Genomic DNA, 25559 nt, shown 5'->3' with positions numbered 1-25559 from the left:
GTTCATGGACTTGTGACTCCCGGCCCGGTCGAACGATGCTCGGAGCATGCCTGACGATGCCTCCTTCGTCGCGGCGGTGCGCGCGCTGACGCCGTCCGCGCCGCGCGCCGGCCTGCCGTTCCCGGGCGAACGCGCCCTGGAGTTGTTCGACGCGCAGCTGGGAAGCCGCCATCTGGACCTCGCGGCCCGGTGGTTGCAGGGGCGCAAGCGGGGCTTCTACACGATCGGATCGTCGGGCCACGAGGGGAACGCGGCCGTGGCGGCGGCGCTGCGCCCGGACGATCCGGCGCTGCTGCACTACCGGTCGGGCGCGTTCTTCCTCGAACGGGCGCGGCAGGTGCCGGGCGTGCGGGGTCTGCGGGACGTCCTGCTCGGCATCGTCGCGGCGGCCGACGAGCCGATCGCGGGCGGGCGGCACAAGGTCTTCGGCAGCCATGCGGCGAACGTCATCCCGCAGACGTCCACGATCGCCTCGCATCTGCCACGGGCGGTGGGTGTGGCGTTCGGGATCGACCGCGCCGCGCGGCTCGGGGTGGAGACTCTCTGGGGGCGGGACGCCGTCGCCGTCTGCAGTTTCGGCGACGCCTCGGCGAACCACTCGACCGCGGCCGGGGCCGTCAACGCGGCGGTGCAGTGCGGTTACCAGGGCCTGCCGATGCCGCTCCTGCTCGTCTGCGAGGACAACGGGATCGGGATCAGCGTCCGGACGCCGGACGGCTGGATCCGGGCGGCCTACGGGTCGCGGCCCGGGTTGGAGTACTTCGCGGCCGACGGCTGCGCCCTGGACGAGGCCTACACGAGGGCGCGGGAGGCCGCCGCGTGGGTGCGGGAGCGGCGGCGCCCGGCGTTCCTGCACCTGCGGACCGTACGGCTCATGGGACACGCGGGCTCGGACGTGGAGTCGGCGTACCGGAGCCCCGCCGAGATCGCGGCGGCGGAGGCGGACGACCCGCTGCTCGGCACGGCCCGGCTGCTCGTCGATCACGGGATCGCGACGGCGGACGAGGTCGTCGGGCTGTACGAGGCCAAGCACGCCGAGGTCATGGCGCTCGCCGAGGAGGCCGCGGAGGCGGCACGGCTGGGCTCGGCGCGGGAGGTCATGGCGCCGCTGGCGCCGTCCCGCCCGACCGCGGTCACCGCTGAGGCGGCCCGCCTGGGCGGAGCCGACGGCCTGGGCCGGGCGGACGGGCTGGGCGGCGCGGGCGCTCTGGCCGGAGCGACCGGGGCGAACGGTCCCGGGGCGGCGGCCGCCCGGGCCCGGACGCTCACGCTGGCGCAGGCGATCAACCGGAGCCTGGACGACCTGCTGGAGCACCTCCCCGAGATGCTGGTCTTCGGCGAGGACGTGGCCCGCAAGGGCGGGGTGTACGGGGTGACGCGCGGCCTGCTCAAGCGGCACGGCGCCGCCCGGGTGTTCGACACGCTGCTGGACGAGCAGACCGTCCTCGGTCTCGCGCTGGGGACCGCGGTGTCGGGCTTCGTGCCCGTCCCGGAGATCCAGTATCTGGCCTACCTGCACAACGCCGGCGACCAGCTGCGCGGCGAGGCGTCCACGCTGTCCTTCTTCTCCAACGGGCGGTACCGCAACCCGATGGTCGTGCGGATCGCCGGCTACGCCTACCAGAGGGGGTTCGGCGGCCACTTCCACAACGACAACGCGATCGGCGCGCTCAGGGACATCCCCGGGCTGGTCATCGCCTCGCCCGCCCGGCCCGACGACGCGGCCGGGATGTTGCGCACCTGCGTCGCGGCGGCCAGGGCCGACGGCCGGGTGTGCGTGTTTTTGGAGCCGATCGCGCTCTACCACACGCGTGACCTGCACGACGAGGGCGACGACGGCTGGGCCGCCGCGTACCCGGCCGAGGCCGTCCCGATGGGGCGCGGCCGAACGTACGGGACGGGCACCGACCTGACCATCGTCACGTTCGGGAACGGGGTGCCGATGAGCCTGCGCGCGGCCCGCGCCCTCGCCGCGTCCGGCGTCGAGGCCAGGGTGCTGGATCTGCGCTGGTTGTCGCCGCTGCCGCTGGACGACCTGCTGCGGGAGGCACGGGCCACCGGGCGCGTCCTCGTCGCGGACGAGACGCGGCGCACCGGCGGCGTCTCCGAGGGGGTGCTGGCGGCCCTGAACGACGCCGGTTTCACCGGCCGTACAGCCCGCGTGACCAGCGAGGACAGCATCATCCCGCTGGGCGAGGCGGCCTATCACGTCCTGCTGTCGGAGACCGACATCGAGCAGGCCGCCCGCAAGCTCGTCTCGGCCTGACCGGCCCGGAGGACCCGGGGGCCGGCGGTCGGCTCCCCCTTGGCAACGGCGCGTTCGGTGGTGAGGATGGCGCCCTATGACCGAGGTACTCCTGCTGTCCGCGGCCGACGTTCACGCGGTGTTCGAGGTCGGCATCGCGATCGACTCCCAGCGCGCCGCGTTCACCGCGCTCGGCCGGGGTGAGGCGCTGCTCGCCCCGCGGGCGCTGCTACCCGCCGGTGACGACGTGGCGTTCTGCTACGTCTCGCGGCTGCCCGGCACGGGACCGGTCGCCAAGTTCGGCAGCGTCAACCCCGGCAACGCGGGCCGCGGCCTGCCGAGCGTGTCGGCGATGGTGACCGTGCTGGACGAGGCCAGCGGCGTCCCGGTGGCGATCATCGAGGGCACGTCGGTCACGACCCTGCGCACGTCCGCGGCCAGCGCGGTCGCGGTGGACCTGCTGGCGCCGCCCGGCGCGTCCCGGCTGGCGCTCATCGGCTGCGGGGTGCAGGGACGGGCGCACGTCCGGGCGATCGCGGCGGTGCGCGGGCTCAGCGAGGTGCGCCTGCACTCGCGGACGCCGGGGTCGGCGCACGCGCTGGCGGCCGATCTCGAACGCGAGCTGGGCGTCCCGATGACGGTGACCGCCGACGCGCGCGAGGCCGTCGAGGGCGCGGACATCGTCGCGACCTGCACGACCAGCGAGAAGCCGGTGGTCCGCGGCGCGTGGCTCGCGCCCGGCGCGACCGTGATCAGCGTCGGCTCGTTCTCCCCCGAGCACTCCGAGGTGGACGCCGAGGCCCTGGAACGTGCCGCCGCGATCGTGGTGGACGACGTGGCGACCGCCGCCGAGCAGGCCGGGCCGATCGTCTCCGCGCTGCGCGGCGGGACGCTGGCCGAGGATCGCCTGATCCCGCTCGGCGAGGTGGCCGCCGGCCTGGCGACCGCCCGGCGTACCCCCGAGGACGTCGTCTTCTACAACAGCGTCGGCCTGGGCGTCCAGGACACGGCGGCCGCCGCGCGGATCGTGGCCCTCGCCCGCGAGAGGGGCGCCGGAACGCCGGTCGACCTGTGACGGCACGGGCCGACCGGCGCGAGACCGGGCGCGCGAGCGGGCGGGCCGGTCAGAACGGCAGGCCGTAGCCGGTGCAGGCGGGCTTGAAGTCCGGCACGTTCGGGCCGAGCTCGTTCAGCACGTTCTGCATCACCGGGCCGTCGTTGAACATCCCGACGTGGCCCACGTAGTCCTGCGGGCACTGGTCCTGGATCAGGATGTTGCGCACGTTCGGTCCCTTGAGGAACGCGTTGGTGTGCGGCGTGACGACCAGGTCGTTCTTCGTCTGGAGGACCACGTAGCGCGGGCCCGGCACGGTGTCGCCGTCGGCGAAGAGCGCGTTCTGGAAGTCCGAGCCCTCCTCCTGCTGGACCAGGCCGGGCGCGCCGAGCGAGTTGAGGGTGTCGTTGGCGAGACCGAGCAGGTTCAGCTGCTTGCCCAGCGTGACCAGGCCGAGGAGGGTGGTGCCGTGGTTGCTGGGCGACAGGCCGACGAACGTGCGCACCTTGTCCGCGCCGCCGAGCCGCTTGATGTAGTAGCCCGGCATCATGCCGCCCTGCGAGTGCCCGACCACGTCGACCTTGGAGGCGCCGGTCGAGGCCAGCACCTTGTCGACGAAGTCGCTCATCGTCGCCGCGGACGCCGCGATGTCACCGAAGCCGCCGACGCGGTCGAACGAGATCTGGGTCATGCCGTAGTTGAACGCGTAGACGCAGTAGCCCTCGTTGGCGAGCATCGGCGACAACACGGCCCAGTTGGCGCCGGTGTTGACGAACGTCGCGTGCGTCAGGACGACGGGGTACGGGTGCTCGGCGCCGGGCCGGCACGACCAGTCGTTGGCGCCGTCGACCTTGTCGGGGTTGTTGAAGAAGTTCTGGAGCGCGACGCCGATGTTGCCGGCCGGGTACTTCTCGGCGGCCGTGTCGGCGCGCGCCGACGCCGGAGCCGTGACGGCCGCGAACAGGGCCAGGCCCGCCCCCGCCGTCGTGATCATCTGAGCCGTTCTGGACCGCCATCCCATACCCGACCTCCTGCACTCACCAGGCGAAACGAACCCCGTGCAAGTGGTCACTTGCATCCCGGACCACGCAAATTTAGACCGAGGGTCCAATAGGAGGCAAGCATCAGATCGGGAGTTTCTCCCCGGGTTCGCCGGACCGTGCAGCAGAACGGCTCCGACGGCCGTCCCTGGGTGTAGGAGGTGTGCCTTGACGCAACCGGACCTGGGTCCGTTCGAGGAGTTCGTCGAGCATCGGCTGCCCGCGCTGTACCGGTACGCATACGTGCTGACGGGCGACCGGCACGACGCCGAGGATCTCGTCCAGGAGGCGCTGACCAGGACCGGCGTGAGCTGGCGCCGGGTCCGACGCAAGGACGACCCCGAGGGCTACGTGCGCACGACGATGGTGCGGCTCATGACCGACCGGTGGCGGCGCCGCGACCGCGAGGAGCTGACCGCCGAACCTCCCGACCACCCGGTCTCCGACCCCGGCCTCGACCGCGTCACCGGCGACGCCGGGTTCGCGGCGGCGCTGGACGGCCTGGGACCGCGCATGCGCGCCGTCCTCGTCCTGCGGTACGTCGACCAGCTCAGCGACGCGGAGATCGCGCAGGTGCTCTCCTGCTCGCCCGGGACGGTCCGCAGCCAGGCCGCCCGCGCCCTGGCCCGCCTGCGCACCACAGCCGCCGGAGCCGCCGGAGCCGCCGGGGCCGTCGCCGCCAAGGAGGAGGAATCCCGTGGATGAGCTCGAGCACAAGGTCGCCGAACACCTCCTGGCCGCCGCCACGGACCCCGGGACGCATCCGTCCGCGGGCCTCGGCGAGGCCGTCCTGGCCGGTACCGCGGCCCGCCGGCGCCGGCGCCGCACCCTGGTCACCGCCGTCGCGGCCGGCGTCGCCGCGACGATGGCCGTCCCCGTCGCGGTCTTCGCCGCGTCCGGCCGCGACGGCGCCCGGCCGCCCGACCCTGCCAAGCCGGTCACCAGCGTCACCCCGTCCGCGGTGCAGACCCGAGGCGCCCTCATCCCCCGTTCGCTCCCGGGCGGGCGGACGTTCCGCGCGATGGCCCTGGGCCCGGACGGCTCGGTGCTCGGAATGCCGGTGGCCGTCAACGGCGAAGGCGTCCAGCTGCCGCAGCGGGGGGTGTGGCTGGCCGGTCCCGAGGCCGGGCCGCCGCGCCGCGTGGCCGACACCCCGGCTTCCGCCCTCCCCTACCTGTGGACCATGGCGGTCGGCGCCACCTCCCGAGTGTGGCCGGAAGGGGAGACGCTCCGGTGCCAGTCCCCCGGCCGCACCGACGTCCGAACGTTGCGAGCCTCCTGGAGCGGCCGGGAGCCCTTCTACGTGGACGGCGGCCTGATCGTCTGGGGCGACGCCGAGAGGCGCACGATCGTCACCGCCGCCGGATGCGACGCCCTCCCGCATTCGAGGAGCCTGCCCGGCCCGCTCGTCGCGGTCTCCGACCAGAACGCGTACGCGCGGACCAGGCCCGACCGGGTGGAGCAGGTGAACCTGCGCCACGGCGGCCGGCGCCCGCTGGTCGCGGAGACCTCGGACGAGGCCGTCTTCGGCGCCGGTCCGGGCACGCTCGCCTGGGCCGACCGCGGCAGGCTGACCGTCCAGCGGCTGACCGGGTCCGGGCAGCAGTCCGTGGTGGCGAGGAGGCTGCCCTTCGCCGGCCGGCCCGGATACACCGGCACGGTGACGGTCGGGCTGAACGTCGTCGTGTACTCGGCCGTCCATCAGGACACGGGCGACGGCGGTGCGCTGGTCGTCGACCTGCGTACCGGAGCGCAGGTCACCTTCCCGGGCGCGGCATGGGCGGCCGGTGACCTGCTACTGCGCGACCTCGGCGACGGATATCTCCTCGAACGCCGCTGAGCGTTCGCGGAGCTTCGCAGCCGCACGGAAACGCACGGAGCCCCGCGGAGCAGCGCGGAACCGCCGAGGCTCAGGGAAGGGTGGCGACGAACGCGGCGGACTCGGCGAGCAGGGCGCGCCACCGGGTGCGGTCCTCGGGGGCGCCCGTCGCGAGGACGACCACCCACTCGCGCATGCGGCGTCCGCCGATCTCGCAGTGCAGGCCCTCGCCGGTGCCGACCATCTCGTCGACGCGGACGGCCGGGACCTTCAGGAAGAGCCGTTCCTTGGAGACGAAGGCGAACGACTTGCCGTCGAACCGCAGCGACTCGGCCTGGAGCATCAGGCCCTTCGTGACCTCGGGCCGGATGAGCTGCTCGGCCGCGAGCTCGTCGAAGAGTTCCTGTGCCGTCGAACCCTCGGACATGGCCCCGAGCCCACCACCCCGGTCCCGGAAGGTCAAGGGCGTCAGGAGTCGCCGGGCCGCCGCTCGTCGTCGGCGCGCGGGATGCGCAGGACGAAGCGCGCCCCGCGACCGCCACGCACACCGGTACTCGCCGTGGCCCCGGTGGAGGTGGCCCCGGTGGGGGTCGTTCCGGTGGCGACGGTCCCGGTGGCGTCGCCGTCCTCGATGACCAGCGTGCCGCCGTGGGCGCGGGCGACCTGCCGGGCGATCGGCAGGCCGAGCCCGGTGCCGCCCGCGTCCCGGCTGCGGGCCGCGTCGAGGCGCGTGAAGCGCTGGAAGACGATCTCGCGGTCGCCCGGGGCGATGCCCGCGCCGTCGTCGATCACCTCCAGGACGGCCATGTCGGCGTCCGGCCGGACGATCACGCGTACCCGGTGGACGGCGTGCCGTTCGGCGTTGTCGAGCAGGTTGGTGAACAGGCGCGCCAGCCGCAGCCGATCACCGCGTACGGCCGCGCCCGGCACCAGGTCGGTGACGATCTCCTTGGCGCGCGGCGACCGGTCGAGCTCGGCACGGACCACGTCGGCCAGGTCGATCAGGTCCGTGCCCTGCCGGGCGGACTCGGCGTCGAGCCGGGCGAGTTCGAGCAGGTCCGACACGATCGCCTGCAGCCGGTCCAGGCTGCCGAGCACGGCCCGGCCCACGTCCGGCCAGTCGGTGTCGTCCGGATACAGCAGCGCGTCCTCCACCTGCGTCCGCGCGGCCGTGATCGGGCTGCGCAGGTCGTGCGAGGCGTCCGAGGTGAAGCGCCGCTGCTGTTCGAGCGCGGCGTCGAGCCGGTCGAGCGTGGCGTTCGCGGCCTCGGCCAGCGCGCGCAGCTCGTCGTGGTTCGGCGGGACGGGGACCCGGCGCCCCGACTCGGTCGCGGTGATCTCCGACAACTTCGCGCTGATCGCGTCCACCGGGGCCAGGGTCTGGTCGATCGTCCGCCAGCAGCCGAGCACCGTGACCAGGACCAGCAGGAACGACACGCAGATCAGGAAGAGCACGAGGGTGGAGCTGACGTACCACGGGATGGTGTCGTCGGCGGCGTAGACCGTCCAGTCGCCGTCCGGCTGGTAGACGCGGAACGCGACGACGTTCATGCAGCCCTTCAGGCCGGCGGGCGGGCACAACGTCTGGATCGTGTAGACGCTCTGCTCCGTCGGCTGGAACGAGGCGATCGGCGGGTCGCCCCTCAGGTTGGGCGACGACGACACGACCCTGCCCGAGGCGTTCAGCACCTGGAGCGCGACCGTGTCCCCCGCGGGCAGCGTGGACGGCAGCCGGTCGCGCTTGATGAGGTGCACCACCTCCAGCGCCGCCGACGTGGTCTTCTCGCGTTCGAAGTCCTCCACCTGTCCGCGCACGCCGAGGACGACGAGCACGCTGACCCCCGCACACACCAGGGCCGCGATGGTCCCGGCGGTGAGAGTCATGCGAACCCGTATCGACCACCGGCGTTCTCCGACCACTCGACCTCCTGAGGGTGAGACAACCACCCCACAGGCACACCTACACCCCGGGCGCGATCACGCGATGATCAGGAGACGGCAAAGAACCCGTTCGTCACGGAGGCGTGGCCTGCACGAACAGGTCGTAACGAGCCGGAAGGCACGTCCCGCCTCCCCGCGCACAAGCCCCAGACGAGACGGACAAAGCCCGAACAAGGCCGAACGAGGCCCAAATGAGACCCGAACGCCCCCGGGGCGAGCCGCAGACGAGGCCGAGCGAAGACGCGGACGAGACCCCGGACGAGATGTGGGGCGAGATGCGGACGAGACGCGGACGAGACGCAGGGGCGACGCAGACGAGACGCGGGGGGCGGCTCAGATGAGACGCGGGGGCTCAGATGGATGCCGTGCCGATGAGGCCCTCGCGGGTGACGCGCCGGGTGAGAGCCTCCTCGCACAGGTCCGCGGCGTTCTCCGGACGGCGCGGCAGCACCATGTAGCGGGCCTCGGAGCTGGAGTCCCAGACGGCGATCTCGACCTCGTCCGGCAGCGCGAGCCCGAACTCGGCGAGGACCGCCCGCGGCTCGCGGACGACGCGCGCCCGGTAGGCGTGGCTCTTGTACCAGGACGGCGACGGCCCGAGCAGCGACAGCGGGTAGCAGGAGCAGAGCGTGCAGACGATCACGTTGTGCACGGTCGCGGTGTTCTCGACGACCATCAGCCGGTAGGACTGCCCGGCCGGGTCCGCCGGGCCGAGGCCCAGCTCGGCGACCGCGGCGTTGCCGTCGGCGAGCAGGCGTTCAAGGAACGCCGGGTCGGTCCAGGCGCGTGCCGCGAGCCGGGCGCCGTTCACGGGCGTGGCCCGTTCGAGGAACCTGGTGAGGAACGCGTCGAGCTCGGCGTCGCTGGTCAGGCCGGCCGCGATGGCCCGTTCCTCCAGCCGCCGCACCCGCGCCGCGATCGGCAGGTCCACATGCCCGGCGCCGCCGCCGTCGCCGTGCGCGTGGTCGTGACCGTGTTCGGACGCGCGGTCGTGATCGTGGTCGCGGTCGTCAGCTCGGCTCAAGGTAGGACTCCCACAGGTCGACGGCGACGGTGTGCCCGCCGATCCCCCACAGGTCGCCGGCCGCGAACCGGACGACGTAGACGGTCTCCACCCGCGGCGGGTCGATGCCCCGCGCACGGTCGTCGGGCAGCGGCCAGAGGCCGTGCGAGTGAACGATCTCGCCCGTCTGCCCGCGTACGTAGCGCGGCGCGCGGGTGTGGTGCTCCGGGTCCCTGGCCCGGACGCGCACCCGGTCGCCCACCGCGAAGAGCGCCGTTCCGGGGTCAGCCAAGGCCCTTCGCCTCCAGGAGGTGCTCCATGGCGATGAGCCAGCGCTCGTAGTACGAGGCGCGCAGGTAGGCCTCCGGCGGGATGCGTTCGATGGCGTCCCGGAACTCGTCGAGGTTGTAGGCACCGGCGCGCAGCAGTGCCCTGCTCAACGCGAAGACCCGCGCCTCCCAGTCGGCGCTGAACGGGGGCTCGTCGCCCGCGGCCGCCCCGGGAACGGGACCGAAGCCGAGTTGCCCGCCCATGTCGTGCACCCTGCTCATCCCCCGACGCTAACCGCGGAGATCGCCGGCCGGAAGGGGCCGCCTCCCGGGAAGTGCGGGACGTACGCACGACGCGGGAGGCGGAGGGCATGAGCGCGTGCGGGAGGCGCGGGTGGATGTCAGTGCAGCACGCCGTGCAGCACGTCGGGCTTGTTGGTGATGATGCCGTCCACGCCGAGCTTGAGCGCGGTACGCATCTTGGCGGGGTTGTCGATCGTGTAGACGAACGACTCCATCCTGTACTTGTGCACGGTCTTGACGTAGGAGGCCGTGAGGCTCGCGTACGGCGGGTTGATCTGGTCGGCCCACTTCGACAGCGCGGGAATCTGTGAGGTCGGCTGCTTGCCGATCAACCCCACCGGAACGTTCGGCAGGAGCCGGTGGAAGCGGCGCATGGAGGCGACGTCGAACGACTGCACGATCAGCCGCCGCTCGTTCGGATCGGGACGGAGCCATGCGGGGTTGCGGCGCAGTTCGGCGACGATGCGGCGTTCGATGCCGGGGTAGTACGAGGGCTTCTTGACCTCCAGCAGCAGGCCGAGGCCGCTGCTCTGCATGGTGCGCAGCGCGTCGCCGAGCGCCGGGACCCGTTCGCCCCGGTACCTGGAGGCGAACCACGAGCCCGCGTCGAGCCTGCGGATCTCGGCGAGCGTGAAGTCGCGGACCCGCCACGGAGAGCGGCGCGGGAACACCGACTCGACGTTGGTCGTGCGGGCGAGCGTGGTGTCGTGCATGAGCACCAGCCTGTGGTCCTTGGTCTCCTGCACGTCGAGCTCGAAGAGGGTGGCGCGCTTGGTACGTGCCAACCTGAACGCGGCGAGCGTGTTCTCGGGGGCGGCGGCCGACGCGCCACGATGCGCGACGTTCGCCTTGGCCCGCGCCGCCTTCGCGGTCGCCGCGGCCGTGGTGGCCTTGGTCGCCGTGGCCAGAGCCGTCGTGGTCGTGTTCGTGGCGGTGGTGGTCGTGGCGGTGGTGGTCGTGGTGGTCGTGGCGGTGGTGGTCGTGGCCCTCAGGGCGGCGGCCGCCCTGGCGGCCTTGGCGGTGTCGCGTGCGGTCTTGGCGCTGGGGCGGGCCGCCGTCTCGTTCGCGGGCGCGGCGTCTGCGATCGGGAGCGTCAGGGCCGTGGCGGCGAGCGCCAGCACGGCGGGAAGACCGAGCCGTCGGAACATTGGCACCTCAAGAGGGGGGAGGAGCTGTCCATGCCAACCCTTGAGGGGCTCGGTGAAACCGAAGTAACACCCCGATAGCAGGCCGTGTAATCGCAGTGACTTTACGCGTCAGTGGACGCACCGGGCCGCGGAACGCCGGGAGAATCGGCCGTCCGGGCAGGCGGTTGCGGCGTTTTCGGAGACTTCGGTGTTCTCGGCGGCTTGGGCGTTTTGGGTGGTTTCGGCGTGCCGCTCACCGCGGGCGCCCGGACGGGCGGCATCGGAAACGGCGGCCGAGCAACGGAGCCCGCGTCCGGCGAAGCCCCCGGGATCGGCGACGCAGCCGGGATCGGCGCGGCCATCGGTTCCGGCGGCGCGGGAGCCTTCGGGAGGCGCGGCGGTACGGGCGGCGCCGACGGCACGGACGCGCCCGGATCGCCCGGATCGCCCGGATCGCCTGGCAGGCCCGGTCCCTCGCCCCCGGACACCCCGACCTCAGGCCCCTCGCCCCCAGGCCCCCCGGCCCCTGACGCCAGGGGCGGCGGGACCACGACGTCGGCGGCCGTCCGGCCCACCCGGCGCAGCAGCCCCGGAACGCGAGGACGCGGGAACAGGCGACGGCGCCGTTCGACCTCGTCCACCACGGACTCGACGACCGTGGGCACCACCGGCGTGCGCGGCGCCGCCAGCCGGGTCGGGCGGCTCCGGCCGCGCAGCGTCACCGACTTGCCGAGGTCCCATTCGGCGGCCTCGGCCAGATGCGCCAGCTCCAGCACGGTGCCGGAGGCGAGCACGCGGCCGGGTGCGACCTTGGCCAGGTCGCTGAGGCGCGCGGCCTCGTTCACCGGGTCCCCGATGACGGTGTACTCGAAGCGCTGCTCGGCACCGATGTACCCGGCCACCACCGGACCGGCCGAGACGCCGATGCCCGCGTCCACGCCGGGCACCTCCGTGCGGAGCCGGAACGCCAGCTCGCGCGCGGCCCCCAGGGCGGCTCCGGCCGCGTCGTCCAGGTCGGTCGGGGCGCCGAAGATGGCGAGCGCCGCGTCCCCCTCGAACTTGTTGATCCACCCGCCGTGCCCGTTCACCGTCTCGACGACGACGCCGAAGAACTGGTTGAGCAGCGCCACGACCTCGTCCGGCGCGTGCGTCTCCGCCAGCCGCGTCGACCCGGTGAGGTCGACGAACAGCACCGCCACCTCGCGGGTCTCGCCGCCCAGCTCGATGTGCCCGTTCTCGATGGCGAGGCCGGCGACCTCCTCGCCGACGTGCCGTCCGAACAGGTCGCGCAGCCGTTCGTGGTCGCGCAGCCCCGCGACCATGTGGTTGAAGCCGGACTGGAGCTGCCCGACCTCGCTGGCGTCGTACACCTCGATCTCGGTCTCCAGGTCGCCGCGTTCGACCATCGCCATGCCCTGGCGCACCGTCTTGATCGGGTCGGCGATCGCCTGGGTGGCCATGTAGGTGACCGCCATGCCGACCAGCAGCGAGGTGCCTCCCAGCCCGAGGATCGTGATCGCCAGCTGGGTGGTCTCGATACCGCCCGCGGCGAGCGCCCCGATGGCCACGCAGATCAGGCCGAAGACCGGGATCGCGGTGCCGAGCGCCCACGCCAGCATCACGCGGGTGGTGACGCCGGGCAGCTTGAACCAGCGCGGATGTTCGGTGGCCAGGACGAGCGCGGCGGCCGGGCGCAGCAGCCGTTCGGACAGCAGGTAGACGATGGTGCAGCAGGTCAGCGCGCCGAGGAGGGCGGTCAGCCCGGTCTTGACGCCGAGCCGCACGTTGAACAGCGCGATGTCCAGGGTCGCCCAGCCGATCGCGCCGAGCGTCCACAACGCCCCCATCACCAGGGTGGCGCGGAGCGGCCCGAGCAGGACGGCCCGCCGTTGTTCCCGGTCGGGCGTGCCGCCCTCGCGCGCCAGCCGGACGACCGGACGCCACAGGTGGTAGCCGAGCGCCAGCGCGATCGGGCCGGCGATCACCGGGTAGCTGAAGAACGCGATCGTGTTGACCAGGCGGGCCTGCGCGGCCTCGCCGGGCGGCATCGGCGGGTCGGGGACGACGAACGTCGCGAAGAGCAGCACGACCAGCCCGCCGCCGACGTTGGCGACGGCGATCACGAAGAGCAGGACCCATCGCACCCGCACTTCGAGCATCGTGCGCGGAACGCCGGGTATCGCGTCCAACCGGGCACCCAGACTGCGTGCCACCGCCTTGCCCGTCACTGTCACCGCCTTGCCGGTCACAACACAGGACGGATCTCACGATAGAACGCGAAACGCATCAGGCCCACGTACACCCCCGAGCTATGACGACCGTCACAAGGTCCACAGAAGATCACCAGGTATACTGGGCGCATGGGTTGTTCTGGCATCGGTCCCGTGGGGATCTGGTTTCTCTAGCCTCCCGCGCTGACGCGGCGTTCTGAATCGCACGCGTCGGGCGTGGTCGAGCGTGTCCACGTCCCCTTCGCCCGCTGCCGGGATCCACTTCTTTCCTCCTCCTTCGCATCCCCGCAGGTGCGCGCTCCAGAGGCGCGCGCCCGCCGACGCATGCCGCAAGGCCCGTCCACACGACGCGCGTTGTGACCCACGCGTCCACGCGACGCGCTCCGGGCGCGTCCACCCGATGCGAGGCAGGACGTCACGCGACCCCGGCGAGCGGATCGTTCCCCGTTCCGCACGAACTTCCGGAGGTCGACACCATGACCCGCCACCGCCCAGAAACCCGCACGCACTCCTCTTCCTTTCCGGCGAGCCCGCCGGCCGGCGGCTCCGCCGCCTCGACCTCGCAGCTCAACCTCAAGGACGTCACCAAGGCGTACGAGGGCAGAGCCGTGCTCGACCAGGTCTCGTTCTCCGTCCGTACCGGCGAGAAGGTCGGTGTCATCGGCGAGAACGGCTCGGGCAAGAGCACCCTGCTGCGGTTGCTCGCCGGCGAGGAGGAGCCCGACGACGGCGAGATCACCGTGATGGCCGGAGGCGGCATCGGCCACCTCGGCCAGACGCTCGACCTGCCGCCGGACCTCACGGTCGCGGGCGCGATCGACCACGCCCTCGCCGACCTGCGTGACCTCGAACGCCGGATGCGGGAGGCCGAGGCCACGCTGGCCGAGGCGTCCCCGGAGGAGATGGCCGCCTACGGCGATCTCATCAACGCCTACGAGGCCCGCGGCGGTTACGAGGCCGACGCGCGCGTCGACGCCGCGATGAACGGGCTCGGCCTGGCGCACATCACCCGTGACCGGGTGCTGGGCAGCCTGTCCGGCGGCGAGCAGTCCCGGCTCGGCCTGGCCTGCGTCCTCGCCGCCGCGCCCGAGCTGCTCCTCCTCGACGAGCCGACCAACCACCTCGACGAGCAGGCGGTCGGGTGGCTGGAGGGCCAGCTCGCCTCGCACCGGGGCACCGTCGTGACCGTCACCCACGACCGGGCGTTCCTGGAGGGCTTCGCGACCGCGATCCTCGAGGTGGACCGCGACCGGCGCGCCGTCACCCGCTACGGCGACGGCTGGAACGGGTACCTGGCCGGCAAGGCCGCCGCCCGCCGCCGCTGGGAGCAGGAGTACGAGGAGTGGCTCGCCGAGATCGACCGGCAGACCCGGCTCGCCGAGTCGGGCGCCGAACGGCTCGGCTCGCTCGGCCCGGCCACACGGGAGGAGCGGATGTCGGGCCGGCACCGCCGTTCCCACGAAGGAGGCGTCTCGGCGCTGATCCGCAACGCCCGCGAACGCCTCGACCGGCTGCACGCGAACCCGGTGGCACGTCCGCCGGACCCGCTGCGCTTCGCCGCCCGCATCGAGGGTGGCAAGGGCGACGGGCTCACCGCCGAGCTCTCCCGGGTGAAGGTCTCGGGACGGCTCGACGTCGAGGCGTTCACGCTCGCGCCCGGCGAACGCATGTTGCTGACCGGGCCGAACGGCGCCGGAAAGACGACGCTCCTCCGCGTGCTCGCGGGCGATCTGGCCCAGGACCACGGCAAGGTCAAGCGCCCTCGGCGGATCGGCTACCTGCGGCAGGAACTCCCGGTCGAGAGGTCGCGCCGGACCGTCCTGGCGCTCTTCGCCGAGGGCCTGCCCGGGGCTGCCGCCGACCACGCCGACAGCCTGCTCGGCCTCGGGCTCTTCCGCGAGGAGGATCTCGGGCGTCCCGCGTCGGTCCTGTCGGTCGGCCAGCGCCGCCGCCTGGAACTGGCCCGGCTGGTCACCCGTCCGGCGGATCTGCTGATCCTGGACGAGCCGACCAACCACCTGTCCCTGGCGCTGATCGAGGAACTGGAGGCGGCCCTCGACTCGTACAAGGGCTCGCTCCTGGTGGTCTCGCACGACCGCCGGTTCCGCAACGGCTTCACCGGCACGCGCACGGAGCTCCGCGACGGCCGCCTGGCGGCCTGACCAGGAAGGGCGCTCCGGGGGCGATCCCCGGAGCGCCCTTCCGCCCCACCCTCTAAAGGCGTCCGGCCGCCTCGGCGGAGACCGGCACCGCGCCGCCCGCCGGGCCGCGTCGCCGCCCGCGCAGCGCCAGCCACCCGAGCCCGATCAGGACCATCCAGCCCGCCATCACGTACAGCGCGACCCGCGTGTCGTGCTCCCAGGCGATCGTCACCGTCACGAACGCGAAGAACGCCAGCACCAGCCAGCCGGTGAACGGCGCCCCGGGCATCCGGTAACCGGACGCCTCGACCAGCCCCGCCCGCACCCTCCGCCGGTAGACCAGGTGCGAGACCACGATGATCCCCCAGATCAGGATCGCCCCGCCGGTCGAGACCGAGGTGATGTACTCGAACGCCCTGTCCGGCACGACCGCGTTCACGATCACGCCGATCCCCATGACCAGCGCCGAGATGACCACCGTCAGCACCGGAACGCCGCGCCCGTTCAACCCGGCCAGCGCCCTCGGCCCGTCGCCGTTCACCCCGGCCGTCCGCAACATCCGCGACGTCGAGTACAGGCCCCCGGCGTTGCACGACGACAACGCCGCCGTGAGCACCACGAAGTTGACGATGTCACCGCCGCCCGGGATGCCGATCCGGTCGAACGCCAGCACGAACGGGCTCGCGCCGCCCCTGAACTCCGTCCAGGGCACCACCGAGAGGATCACCAGCAGCGACCCCAGGTAGAACAGGGCGAACCGCACCGGCAACGCATTGATGGCCCGCGGGATGTTCTTCTCCGGATCCTTGGCCTCGCTCGCCGTCACACCCACCAGCTCCACGCCCAGATAGGCGAAGAGCACCATCTGCAGGGTCATCAGCATCGGCGAGACGCCCTCGGGGAACACGCCCCCGTGCGACCACAGGTTGCTGACCGCCGCCGTCTCCCCCGCGTCCCCGAACCCGAACGCCAGCACCGCGATCCCGACCAGGATCATCATCACGATCGCGGCCACCTTGATCATGGCGAACCAGAACTCCAGCTCGCCGAAGAGCTTCACCGAGATCAGGTTGACCACGAAGAGCACCACCAGCGCGGCGAGCGCCGTCTGCCACTGCTCGACCCCCGGCCACCACTTCTGGATGTACAGCCCCGCCGCGGTCAGCTCGGCCATCCCGGTCGTCACCCAGATGATCCAGTACGTCCACGTCGTGGCGTAACCCCAGAACGGCCCGAGGAACTCCCGCGCGTACCCCGCGAACCCGCCCTCGACCCGGCGGTAGGTCAGCAGCTCCCCCAGCGCCCGCATGACGAAGAAGAGCATCAGCCCCGCCACCGCGTACATCAGGATCAGGCTCGGCCCCGCCTTGGCGATGTTCTTCCCGGCCCCCAGAAAGAGCCCGGTGCCGATCGTCCCGCCGATGGCCAGCATCTGGATCTGCCGGGTGCCGAGCCCCCGCTGATATCCCTCCTGGTCAGTCGAAGCCATCCAACACCTTTCCCCGAACGACGGTCACTCTCCGTGACTGCAATCTTGCCGCAGTCCCTGCGATCATGTACGCCACGAAGGGAGCCGCCCGTGTCCGGAACCCCCATCGGCACCGCCCTGACCCACCTTGCCGCCGAGGACCCCGACCGCCCCGCCCTGACCTGCGGCGGCGAGACCCTCACCCGGCGAGCCCTCGAAGAGAACGCGAACCGCTTCGCCTGGCACCTCCTCGACCAGGACGTCACCGGCCACCGCGTCGCCGTCGTGCTCCCCAACAGCACCGACCTGGTCGTCGCCCTGCTCGGCATCTGGAAGGCCGGCGCCACGCCCGTCCCCCTGGCCCCCAAGATGCCCGATGCCGAACGTCAGGCCGTCCTCGACCTCGCCGCCCCCAAGCTCACGGTCGACGCCCTCACCCTCACCTCCCGCACGGACCCGCCGCCCCCGCTCACGTCCACGCCCTGGAAGATCCTCGCCTCCGGCGGCAGCACCGGCCGCCCCAAGCTGATCGCCACCACCGACGCCGGGCTGGCCGAGACCGCGACCCTCCTCGGCCTGGTGGCCCAGATGCGCCAGAACGGCACGTCCCTCATCACCGCGCCCCTGAGCCACAACGGCCCGTTCATGCTCCTGACGTCAGCGCTCCTCCTGGGCAACCACACGATCCTCATGGAACGTTTCGACGCCGCCCACACCCTCGACCTGATCCAGGAACACGCCATCGACTGGCTCTACGCGGTCCCGACGATGATGCACCGCATCCACCGCCTCGCCCCTCCCCCACCCGCCACCCTCCAGGCCGTCTTCCACCTCGGCGCCCCCATAGCCCCCTGGCTCAAGCAGGCCTGGATCGACTGGTTGGGCCCCGAAAAGATCTGGGAGCTCTACGCCGGCACCGAGGCGCAGGCCTCCACCCTCATCAGCGGCACCGAATGGCTGGCCCGCCGAGGCTCCGTCGGCCGCCCCATCAAGGGCGAGATCGAGATCCGCGACACCACCGGCGCGCCGGTCCCGCCCAACACCCCGGGCCAGGTCTGGATGCGTTCCACCACCGGCCCCAGCTACTCCTACATAGGCGCCGACTCCGACCCCGCCGGCTGGGAGTCCCTCGGCGACCTCGGCTACATGGACCCCGACGGCTACCTCTACCTCACCGACCGCGAGGCCGACATGATCCTCGTGGGCGGCGCCAACGTCTATCCCGCGGAGATCGAGGCCGCCCTCGACGAGCACCCCGCCGTCACCTCCTCAGCCGTCATCGGCCTCCCCCACGAGGACCTCGGCGACGTCCCCCACGCCCTCGTCCAACTCTCCGCGGACACCCCCGACGCCGCCCTCCTCACCCACCTCGAATCCCGCCTCTCCCCCCACAAGATCCCCCGCACCTTCGAACGCGTCACCACCCCCCTCCGCGACGACGCGGGCAAGATCAGACGCTCTTCCCTCCGCGCCGCCCGCCTGCCCTGAATCAAGTTGGCGCCCACCTCGGCCATCGCGTATGCTCTCGGACGTCGCCAAGGACCGGCCCGCCGGTCCGGAGACACCCCCAGAGCAGCTAAGCTCTAACCAGCAAGGTCCTGTGGAGCAGTTAGGAGTGCTCGCCACCCTGTCAAGGTGGAGGCCGCGGGTTCAAATCCCGTCAGGACCGCCAGGCGCGCACGCGCGTCATGGGCAGGTAGCTCAGTCGGTACGAGCGTCCGCCTGAAAAGCGGAAGGTCGGCGGTTCGACCCCGCCCCTGCCCACCTCTCTGAACAGCCGAAACGCCCCGGAGCCACCAGGCCCGGGGCGTTTTTGACGGCAACCGGACAGCAGACGGTCACTCTGCCCAGAACTCGGGCGTCCCCGGCCACCCCCGCGCGGGTTGCTACCTCGGCCCATGTCAGGCTCGGTACGCTCCTAGAGAGCAAGGAGGCCACATATGACCGCGCAGCCGCACGACTACGGTTCTGGTAGCACGCCCATGCCAGAGAAGAACCTGCGTGCTATCCGCGCCGCACTCGTGGTCGCCCAAGACCGCGAAGCGTTCGACACCGGTCTCAAAGCCGTCCTCGACGAGGTCCGCGTCAGCCTGGATCTCGCAGCGCTGAACGACTTCGTCCACCGCTGGTGGATCACTGCCTGCGACTCCACAAGAGACGTTGAGGGACGTCGCCGCATGCATGCACAGGCCGCGCGAGCACTCGCCGGCGAGCCACTCCCGCGAGGAAGGCCATGGCGCGACGTCCTAGCCGAGCGCGAAGGCGGGCGGTAGGTGTACCAGCTCATCCTCGACCCGATCGCTGAAGAACAGATCAACACAGTCCCCGAGGAAGCGTTGGGCCCCCTCGCTGAACTGTTCACGCTGCTGGAAACCGCACCATGGAGCGGACACCCGTTCAACCCGTCCAACCCCCGGGCCAACATGCTCACTCACACTTTCGGCGAACGCGGACTGGCAACCTACGTCGTCTTGGAAGAGCAACGAGAGGTCTACCTCATCCGCGTCGAATGGGCATGAACCCGCGGCCAAGCATGACGGCAACATTGACGGCAACGACGGCAACAAACCAGCACCGTGAACACACGTCGGGCACCGTCTGACCTCGGTCGACTGGGTGACCGCAGAGTGGCTGCTACTCCTGAAAAGCGGAAGGTCGGCGGTTCGACCCCGCCCCTGCCCACCGCATCTAAGCAGCGCAAACGCCCCGGAGCCAACGGCCCGGGGCGTTTTTGACGACAACGCTGACGACAACGGCGTCAGCCGAGAGCATCCCCCAGCTTCCCGAGCGCCTTCCGCTTCTCATCCAGCGCCGCATGCGCGTAGATCGTCATCGTGACTTCGATGTCACTGTGTCCGACGATCTCTCGAACCACATGCGGCGGGACACCAAGGTCCAGGAGAAGCGAGACACAGGTGTGCCGGATGTCATGGAACCGCACCGCACCCACAAGGCACAGCGCCAGTGGCTTGTCTAGGTCCACATCCACCGGGAGGCTCTCGTGTCCCACCGTAACGCCCGCACCACCTTTGAAGGCCGTCGGCTGATCGTTGAGCGGCACCGCGCCGGCTGGCCGCAGGTGGAGCCGGAGGACGCGCGGGAGGCCTCCGGAGCAGGCAGGGAGCTGGATCTGGACGGACCTGGATCTTGTTCGTTGGACTTTGTAAACAGAAGGTCAGCGGTACGATCCCACTGTGGATGAGGCGGAGGTCAGCGCGCACGTGTGGCGAGACAGTGTGCGCCAGCGTGGAACGGTCGAGCAGGATCGAGAAGCTCTGGGGTGCCTCATCGAACTCGACGCCGACCCGTTCGAGGTCGAGTTGTACGAGCAGGCATCCGATCCGCGGGTTCTACTCGTTGACCGCGCTCAGCGACGCAAGGCCGGCCAGCACGAGCGGCGCGTACGACGGTTGAAAGCCCGAAGTCAGCACACCCAAGGCTGACGACAACCCTGACGACAACAGCCCCTTTCAGACGCACACAGCAGCACACGCCAGCAGCCTTGTGGCCACGGAGAACGCGGTCGGGGCCAGGTGAAGCGCCCCGGGTCGGATGGAGGCTCGATTCCCTGAGAGGATCGAGTCATGGCACGTCAGTCCCCCTATCCGCCTGAGCTGCGCAGGCGGGCGGTCCGCATGGTCGCCGAGGTCCGTCCGGACTATCCCAGTGAGTGGTCGGCATCAGCCAGCATCCGCCGCACCGGGATCAGGCTCCCGACCCCGCCAAGTGGGTTAATTCTTCTCAAAGTGGGAGGATCCTGGGCCGCCGCGCTCGTTGACGTGCGTGATTGGGCATAGGTTGGTTGCTGAGCCTCATGATCTGACCCGGCCTCTGTGGCCGGGCGGGTAGCCCGGTCGCCCCAGACCCCGGCGGCATCCGCATTCGATGTCCGATGCACGTCGTCTGGAAGCGCGACCAAGGAGCATGGCCAATGGAGCGGTCCGCACGCCCAGCTTCGACCACACCGCCACCGCAGGAACCGCCCGATCCGCTGCCCTTGCTGGGGCTGCTGGAGACGGTGGCCCTGGCCGGCAGCCCGGCCGACATCGGCGACGACGACGCTCGTCGCGTCTCCGACCACGGCCCTACCCCGGTCTCACCCCGGCAGCCACCCGATGCCGGGCCGGTCTGCTGAACAGCCGGCCGCGCGGCCGGACGGCCCCGGAGTACCGCCTGGCCGGTGAACTCTCCTTGCTCCGACAGAAGAGAGTGGTCTGCAATGCCGAACTCGCCGTCGGCTCATCCACGGCACGGTCCCAACACCTTCACCAGCCCCACCGCCGCCGATATTGCCGGTAGCCCCTCGGCAACTGCGGACATGCTGGCCGACGCACTGGTTCGCCACATGTTCGCGCTCAGCATGGAATTGCACCGGGTCCTGGGCTGCATCAGCCCACCAAACGGCAGTACCGGCCGATCATGGCCCGACTCCTACCCGGCCGCCCACCCGAACTCCTCCACGGCCGGTAACGGAAGTCTTCACCTGCATCCCGAGAGCGAAGGGCTGCGCCAGATCCTGTGGCAGACCATCGCTGACCTGGATGAGATGGTCCGCCAGACCCGGACGCTGGTCTTCGCGCACCGTGGCGGCACGTCCCCTGCCGCAGCCGGGCGCCGCTGATTGACCACCGGCCACCCCGCACCGCGCAGGCCACCTCTAGACCACCGGGCCGGGCACCCGGCGGGTGAGGGTGATGGGGGCGGCGAGCGGGTCACCGTGCCCCCATTGCCCCAGGGGCGGCCGCAGGGGTCTGCATGCCCGCAGCCTCACTGGAGGACCCGCTCGATTGCCGCCTGCAGAACCGCCTGTCGGTAGTGGCCGGACTGCCACAAGGCACGAACTCCATTCCAGGTCCAAGGGCGGCGGCGCTTGCGCGTTAGCGCGGCCCGCCGCCAGCGCTGCCGGAGCTACTGCGTGAGCGCCGGCCACCGGCGCCGCACCCCAAAACCGGCCAGGGGCAGTCGACGTCACAGCACGCCCTTCGTCTCCTCCGGCAAGTAAGCAGGGAGCAAGTCCTGCAAAGCTGTGAGCGTCGCCGCTACCGCTTGGGAAGGGGGCTCGCCTGCGCCCAAGCAGGCGGCTGTCACGTTCCTCAGGGCGGCGATCAGGGTCTCTCCCGCCTGGCGCTCATTGTCGGATAGGACCAACGCCAGGATTGTCCTGTCCAGCCGGAAAACCACCAGGGCCATGGCATAGTCATCGCCCCACTCGCCCCGTTCGGCGAGCACCAACAGGTCCTCAGCGTGAACGAGCAACGCCTCAAGGTCAGGACGTGGGCGACCGTAGCCACTCTCGGGCCAGTCCGACATATGGATCTCCCCAGGCCGGATCAAGAGGGCTAGTAACAAGCTAGATGCGAGGCGCCGAAGCACGAAGAGTGACCGTGCCGAGAAGTCCAGATCAGGCCAAATCGGTCTATATCTGGCTAGCCGAGACCTCCAATGAACTCTGGACAGCCGGCTGGCCGGCTCGGGCGAGCGGGTGCAATGGTCCCGCTGGTACGACGAGGCCATTCCACTGGCCGAAGCCCGCTACCCCGAGTACCGGGCCGCGAAGGACAAGGAGGCCGGTCGATGAGCACCGGACGCCGTTGGCAGGACATCAAGGCAGAAGCACACCGCCGCAACCCTGAACTGGCTGCCCCCGCGCGCCAAGCCCAGGCTCGTGCCGACCTGGACGCCTCTGTCGCCGGACACCACCTCAAGGAACTCCGCAAGGCCATCGGCAAGGCACAGGCCGAGGTCGCTCAGACCCTCGGTGTCGCCCAGTCTCGCGTCTCACAAATCGAGAACGGCGACCTCGAAGCCATGGAGTTGGAGACGGTCCGCGCCTATGCCACCGCCCTCGGCGGGCATGTGGACATTACCGTCAGCGTCGGACCTCATTCCGTCAAGGTCGCCTAACGACATCGACCGGATGACGGCAACCGTGACGGCAACGTGGACGCGCGATTGCCGTCACGAGCACACATCAGGCACTGCCTAACCTCGACAGACGCTACGACGCATGACCGAAGGTCTCCTCACTCACTCGGAGGTGACCGGCACGACCGGCATACCGACCTCTACAAGACCGAGGTCCGCCCCCACGAATACCGCTGCCTGATGAACGCGGCCTACGGCAACATCGACGCCGGAGTCTCGATCATCCTCGCCGCCCCGTTCATCACCGAGCTGAACGCCCCTGGCTGGCTGTCCCGCCTCACCCACCGCTGCCAATCCCGGGGTGTTGAACCCACCGGCATCTGGGTCCACAGCGACCTGAACACCATGCACAAGTACATCGAAGTCCGCGACGCACCCCGCGACGGCCGGAAACTCACCCACTGGGACGAGTACGCCGGAACCTCAACACCGACACCCCACCACCCGGGGTTCACGTCACGATCGACAACCTCTGGGCGGTTCCAGTGTTCGGAAAGAATCTGGCCGATGTATGAGCCAGGCCAAGCTCACTACGTGCTGCATGAAGGTAACTCTCGAAGCACTACGAGCGGGCACACGTTCCAGGTCCCAGTCTTCATCGCTGAACTGCCGTTCTTGAGCTCGATAGAACAGATCGGCAACAGCACGATCGAGGAATGTGGCAGCGGAGACCACGCTCGGGGCTCCGTTCAGCCACACGACGAGACCCACCACAGCCGCGATCGCGGCCAACATCGCAGCATTCATGCCAGTTCCTCGTGTCACGCCAACCGTCGCGCCCGCAGGGCACAAGCCGTAGAAACGTGGCTACCGCAGACATGGAGACCGAGCTACCTCAACCGTCACACTCACCGACCCCAAAGACAGGTATGGAGGCCGTGCGGGTCGGACTGCGTACCCAGATCCCGCTGCGCGGTGTCCGCGGTGCCGCCCTGATGCTTAACGTCTCGCTTCTGATCGGTCTGGACGCGGCGCAGCTCACCCGGCGGTCGAACGGAGATGAGTTTTGGGCAGTCCGGCGGTCCAATCTGTCATGGAGACTTTCGTCAAGACCAACGGGGTAGAGCTGTGCACCGAAACGTTCGGCGACGCGGCTGACACGCCGATTCTGCTAGTGGGCAACACGATGCTCACCTGGCACGACGACCTGTGCGCGCGCCTCGCGGCCCTGCGGCGGTTCGTCGTCCGGTACGACCTGCGAGACACCGGACGGTCCACGTCCGGCGACCCCGAGGCTCCCGATTACACGCTGCGCGATCTCGTCGCGGACGCCGCCGGCGTTCTGAACGCCTACGGCCTGCCGTCCGCGCACGTCGCGGGCTTCGGCGTCGGCGGCTGGATCGCCCAGCTCCTCGCGCTCGACCATCCTGCCCAGGTCGCCTCCCTCACGCTCATCGGCACCCGGCCCACCGCGCCTGGCCCCAGCGACTCCGACCTGCCTGAGCACGCGCCCGAGCTGATGGCCCAGTTCATGAACCGGCCCGCCGTCGACTGGACGGACCGCGCGTCCGTGGTCACCTTCATGCTCGAGAACGCGCGCCACCTGTCCGGTCCGGGCTTCGACGAGGCCGAGGCGCGCGAGAACATCGAACGGATCTACGACCGCACCCCCGTCGCTTCCGACCCGGGCAAGGCGCATCGCGCGAACCAGATGGCGACGGTGTTCGCCGCCCTCGACAGCGGCGAACGCTGGCGCGAGCGCCTCGGCGGCATCACCGCGCCGACCCTCGTGATCCACGGCGAGGACGACCCGTTCTTCCCGCTCGGCAACGCCCGCGCCTTGGCCGCCGAGATCCCCGCCGCAGAGCTGATCATCCTGCCGGGCACGGGCAACGAACTCCCGCGTCGAACCTGGGACACGATCGTCCCCGCCCTTCTCCGCCACACCTCATGACCGCGCTTTCGCGGGAGAGTTGTTCGTAGGCAGTTGATGGGTGGAGAGCATGTCCCCGACCCCGCGTGAGGTCTTCCTGAAGCTTGTGCACGGCGTGTGTGAGGAGCGCTGGGAGGAGGTGGTCGAGCTCTATGCCGAGAAGACCCACGTGGAGCATCCTTTGCATCCGCCGGCGTTGCGGTCTCGGGAGGAGGTGCGCGCCCACTTCGGGATCGGCGCCCCGCCTGGCGTCCATGGTGGTCACACCCTGCGTCGTCAGCCGACCGACATCGCTGTTCATGAGACTGCGGATCCCGAGGTCATCGTGGCCGAGTTTCGGTACGAGGGGACCGTGGTGGAGACCCGCGAGCCGTTCTCCTATCCGGCCATCTTCGTCATGCGCGTCTTGACCGGCGGGGGTCAGGGCTCGCCAACCCTCAGTAGGGCGAGGTCCTGTTGGTGCCAGTCGGAGAGGTCCCAGGGGGGAGGTAGTTCGACTCCTGCGAGTCCGGCTGGGGCGGAGAACTGATGTCGCAGTTGCCTTAGGAGTCGTTCGGCCTGTCTGAGGGTCTCCGATTGGTCATCGGGAGCCTCGATGCTGAGACCGAGGACGGTGGCACCATCACGGGTAATCGCGATCATCGCCTGGTGGTGGTCACGGGCCCTGACGTAGAGCGTGAAGGCGCCGTCCCAACCTTCGGGGCGCAACTCGTCGAGGGCCCTGTCATCTGCCTCGTTCGCAGTGCCTAGGACATAGGCCCGCCGGAAAGCGTGGACGCGCTGGTCACCAGGGTTGTCCATGTTGACGTAGGTGTTGATGAACCGTTCGAAGGTCTCGGCGCTCTGCTCTGGAACCCACACGTAAACATCGAGGCACAGCGACACGGAGAGAAGCGTAACTGTGCGCGCTCCGGGGCTGGGTTCAGGGAGGGCGGATTCCGGGCCGACGAGACTGAGGTGGCTTGTTGGGATGGGTTTGGGTCGTTGCCGCCGTGGTGCTTGGCGGGCGGGGTGAGCTGTTATGGGTGGCGGTCGGGGTTGGTGGTCTTGTTGGGGGCCAGGTAGACGATCAGGCGGTGTTCGTCGGGCTCGGGTAGGTCGAGGCTTTCGTATGGGACGG

The 25559-nt window shown here is 70.7% G+C and carries 26 protein-coding genes and 2 tRNA genes; 16 read left to right on the top strand and 12 right to left on the bottom strand.

The genetic code is table 11. The features are described 5' to 3' along the window. Positions 1 to 46: 46 nt before the first annotated feature. Both ABZ810_RS02045 and ABZ810_RS02040 read left to right on the top strand, forming a co-directional pair. A complete protein-coding gene (locus ABZ810_RS02045) occupies positions 47 to 2266 on the top strand; it encodes a thiamine pyrophosphate-dependent enzyme (RefSeq protein ID WP_358398008.1) in 2220 nt (739 codons plus the stop codon). 76 nt (positions 2267 to 2342) lie between these two features. Then, positions 2343 to 3320 (top strand): ornithine cyclodeaminase family protein, encoded by a 978-nt coding sequence (locus tag ABZ810_RS02040; RefSeq protein ID WP_358398005.1) that lies wholly within the window; start codon positions 2343 to 2345, stop codon positions 3318 to 3320. A 49-nt stretch (positions 3321 to 3369) separates the two neighbouring features. Here the strand turns inward: ABZ810_RS02040 and ABZ810_RS02035 are convergent, their stop codons facing one another. Then, entirely contained in the window at positions 3370 to 4293 is a 924-nt protein-coding gene (locus ABZ810_RS02035) for an alpha/beta fold hydrolase (protein ID WP_358398002.1), read from the bottom strand. Between the two features lie 214 nt (positions 4294 to 4507). Between ABZ810_RS02035 and ABZ810_RS02030 the strand changes: the two genes are divergently transcribed. Further along, positions 4508 to 5044: a SigE family RNA polymerase sigma factor gene (locus ABZ810_RS02030; RefSeq protein WP_358397999.1), complete on the top strand. Its 537-nt coding sequence runs from the start codon at positions 4508 to 4510 to the stop codon at positions 5042 to 5044. Then, a complete protein-coding gene (locus tag ABZ810_RS02025; RefSeq protein WP_358397997.1) occupies positions 5037 to 6179 on the top strand; it encodes a hypothetical protein in 1143 nt (380 codons plus the stop codon). Before ABZ810_RS02030 ends, ABZ810_RS02025 begins: the two co-directional genes overlap by 8 nt. Before the next feature lie 70 nt (positions 6180 to 6249). On the opposite strand, the gene ABZ810_RS02020 is transcribed toward ABZ810_RS02025, so the two are convergent. From ABZ810_RS02020 to ABZ810_RS01990, 7 genes are all read right to left on the bottom strand, one after another. Next, positions 6250 to 6585, bottom strand: a complete 336-nt coding sequence (locus tag ABZ810_RS02020) for a hypothetical protein (RefSeq protein WP_358397995.1) — start codon at positions 6583 to 6585, stop codon at positions 6250 to 6252. A gap of 41 nt (positions 6586 to 6626) precedes the next feature. Continuing rightward, positions 6627 to 8042 carry a HAMP domain-containing sensor histidine kinase gene (locus ABZ810_RS02015; RefSeq protein WP_358397994.1) on the bottom strand — a complete coding sequence of 472 codons (1416 nt, stop codon included), beginning with the start codon at positions 8040 to 8042 and terminating at the stop codon, positions 6627 to 6629. Between the two features lie 409 nt (positions 8043 to 8451). Further along, the gene (locus tag ABZ810_RS02010; protein WP_358397992.1) at positions 8452 to 9123 is read right to left on the bottom strand and encodes a nitrile hydratase subunit alpha; all 672 of its coding nucleotides are present in this window, start codon (positions 9121 to 9123) and stop codon (positions 8452 to 8454) included. Continuing rightward, positions 9110 to 9394, bottom strand: a complete 285-nt coding sequence (locus ABZ810_RS02005) for an SH3-like domain-containing protein (RefSeq protein WP_358397991.1) — start codon at positions 9392 to 9394, stop codon at positions 9110 to 9112. The genes ABZ810_RS02010 and ABZ810_RS02005 overlap by 14 nt, the downstream gene beginning before the upstream one ends. Continuing rightward, positions 9387 to 9653, bottom strand: coding sequence for a hypothetical protein (locus ABZ810_RS02000; RefSeq protein WP_358397988.1), 267 nt, complete (start codon positions 9651 to 9653; stop codon positions 9387 to 9389). The genes ABZ810_RS02005 and ABZ810_RS02000 overlap by 8 nt, the downstream gene beginning before the upstream one ends. A 119-nt stretch (positions 9654 to 9772) precedes the next feature. Further along, positions 9773 to 10822 (bottom strand): glycerophosphodiester phosphodiesterase family protein, encoded by a 1050-nt coding sequence (locus tag ABZ810_RS01995; RefSeq protein ID WP_358397985.1) that lies wholly within the window; start codon positions 10820 to 10822, stop codon positions 9773 to 9775. 101 nt (positions 10823 to 10923) lie between these two features. Then, positions 10924 to 12990 (bottom strand): adenylate/guanylate cyclase domain-containing protein, encoded by a 2067-nt coding sequence (locus ABZ810_RS01990; protein ID WP_358397983.1) that lies wholly within the window; start codon positions 12988 to 12990, stop codon positions 10924 to 10926. A gap of 518 nt (positions 12991 to 13508) precedes the next feature. Here ABZ810_RS01990 and abc-f point away from each other — a divergent pair. Beyond that, complete coding sequence (gene abc-f / locus ABZ810_RS01985) at positions 13509 to 15194, top strand: ribosomal protection-like ABC-F family protein (protein ID WP_358397980.1); 1686 nt, start codon at positions 13509 to 13511, stop codon at positions 15192 to 15194. 52 nt (positions 15195 to 15246) lie between these two features. Here abc-f and ABZ810_RS01980 read toward each other — a convergent pair whose 3' ends face one another. Continuing rightward, the gene (locus tag ABZ810_RS01980; protein ID WP_358397979.1) at positions 15247 to 16662 is read right to left on the bottom strand and encodes an amino acid permease; all 1416 of its coding nucleotides are present in this window, start codon (positions 16660 to 16662) and stop codon (positions 15247 to 15249) included. Positions 16663 to 16752: 90 nt separating this feature from the next. Here ABZ810_RS01980 and ABZ810_RS01975 point away from each other — a divergent pair, with 90 nt between their 5' ends. The 5 genes from ABZ810_RS01975 (at position 16753) to ABZ810_RS01955 (ending at position 19160) form a co-directional block, all read left to right on the top strand. After that, the gene (locus ABZ810_RS01975) at positions 16753 to 18129 is read left to right on the top strand and encodes an AMP-binding protein (protein ID WP_358397977.1); all 1377 of its coding nucleotides are present in this window, start codon (positions 16753 to 16755) and stop codon (positions 18127 to 18129) included. Positions 18130 to 18235: 106 nt separating this feature from the next. Then, a tRNA-Asp gene (locus ABZ810_RS01970) sits at positions 18236 to 18313 on the top strand. A gap of 18 nt (positions 18314 to 18331) precedes the next feature. Continuing rightward, positions 18332 to 18405, top strand: a tRNA-Phe gene (locus ABZ810_RS01965). Positions 18406 to 18581: 176 nt separating this feature from the next. Beyond that, on the top strand, positions 18582 to 18914 hold the full coding sequence (locus ABZ810_RS01960) for a DUF6247 family protein (RefSeq protein WP_358397975.1): 333 nt from the start codon (positions 18582 to 18584) through the stop codon (positions 18912 to 18914). Continuing rightward, on the top strand, positions 18915 to 19160 hold the full coding sequence (locus ABZ810_RS01955; protein ID WP_358397972.1) for a hypothetical protein: 246 nt from the start codon (positions 18915 to 18917) through the stop codon (positions 19158 to 19160). 239 nt (positions 19161 to 19399) lie between these two features. Here the strand turns inward: ABZ810_RS01955 and ABZ810_RS01950 are convergent, their stop codons facing one another. Next, entirely contained in the window at positions 19400 to 19582 is a 183-nt protein-coding gene (locus ABZ810_RS01950; RefSeq protein ID WP_358398935.1) for a tyrosine-type recombinase/integrase, read from the bottom strand. A 253-nt stretch (positions 19583 to 19835) separates the two neighbouring features. Between ABZ810_RS01950 and ABZ810_RS01945 the strand changes: the two genes are divergently transcribed. From ABZ810_RS01945 to ABZ810_RS01935, 3 genes are all read left to right on the top strand, one after another. After that, positions 19836 to 20084 (top strand): hypothetical protein, encoded by a 249-nt coding sequence (locus ABZ810_RS01945; RefSeq protein ID WP_358397970.1) that lies wholly within the window; start codon positions 19836 to 19838, stop codon positions 20082 to 20084. 488 nt (positions 20085 to 20572) lie between these two features. Beyond that, positions 20573 to 20776, top strand: coding sequence for a hypothetical protein (locus ABZ810_RS01940; RefSeq protein ID WP_358397967.1), 204 nt, complete (start codon positions 20573 to 20575; stop codon positions 20774 to 20776). An 84-nt stretch (positions 20777 to 20860) separates the two neighbouring features. Further along, on the top strand, positions 20861 to 21262 hold the full coding sequence (locus ABZ810_RS01935) for a hypothetical protein (protein ID WP_358397964.1): 402 nt from the start codon (positions 20861 to 20863) through the stop codon (positions 21260 to 21262). A 347-nt stretch (positions 21263 to 21609) separates the two neighbouring features. Here the strand turns inward: ABZ810_RS01935 and ABZ810_RS01930 are convergent, their stop codons facing one another. Next, positions 21610 to 21951, bottom strand: a complete 342-nt coding sequence (locus ABZ810_RS01930; RefSeq protein WP_358397962.1) for a hypothetical protein — start codon at positions 21949 to 21951, stop codon at positions 21610 to 21612. A gap of 264 nt (positions 21952 to 22215) precedes the next feature. On the opposite strand from ABZ810_RS01930, the gene ABZ810_RS01925 reads away from it, so the two are divergent. From ABZ810_RS01925 to ABZ810_RS01915, 3 genes are all read left to right on the top strand, one after another. After that, positions 22216 to 22545, top strand: a complete 330-nt coding sequence (locus tag ABZ810_RS01925; protein ID WP_358397961.1) for an XRE family transcriptional regulator — start codon at positions 22216 to 22218, stop codon at positions 22543 to 22545. 1054 nt (positions 22546 to 23599) lie between these two features. Then, positions 23600 to 24460 carry an alpha/beta hydrolase gene (locus ABZ810_RS01920; protein WP_358397959.1) on the top strand — a complete coding sequence of 287 codons (861 nt, stop codon included), beginning with the start codon at positions 23600 to 23602 and terminating at the stop codon, positions 24458 to 24460. 49 nt (positions 24461 to 24509) lie between these two features. Beyond that, positions 24510 to 24968: a nuclear transport factor 2 family protein gene (locus tag ABZ810_RS01915; protein ID WP_358397958.1), complete on the top strand. Its 459-nt coding sequence runs from the start codon at positions 24510 to 24512 to the stop codon at positions 24966 to 24968. On the opposite strand, the gene ABZ810_RS01910 is transcribed toward ABZ810_RS01915, so the two are convergent. Continuing rightward, on the bottom strand, positions 24860 to 25324 hold the full coding sequence (locus ABZ810_RS01910; RefSeq protein ID WP_358398973.1) for a hypothetical protein: 465 nt from the start codon (positions 25322 to 25324) through the stop codon (positions 24860 to 24862). The two genes, ABZ810_RS01915 and ABZ810_RS01910, sit on opposite strands and share 109 nt — an antisense overlap. Between the last annotated feature and the right edge of the window lie 235 nt (positions 25325 to 25559).

It is taken from the genome of Spirillospora sp. NPDC047279 (assembly GCF_040643285.1).
Classification (GTDB): domain Bacteria; phylum Actinomycetota; class Actinomycetes; order Streptosporangiales; family Streptosporangiaceae; genus Spirillospora.
This window is presented reverse-complemented; position numbering and strand designations above follow the sequence as displayed.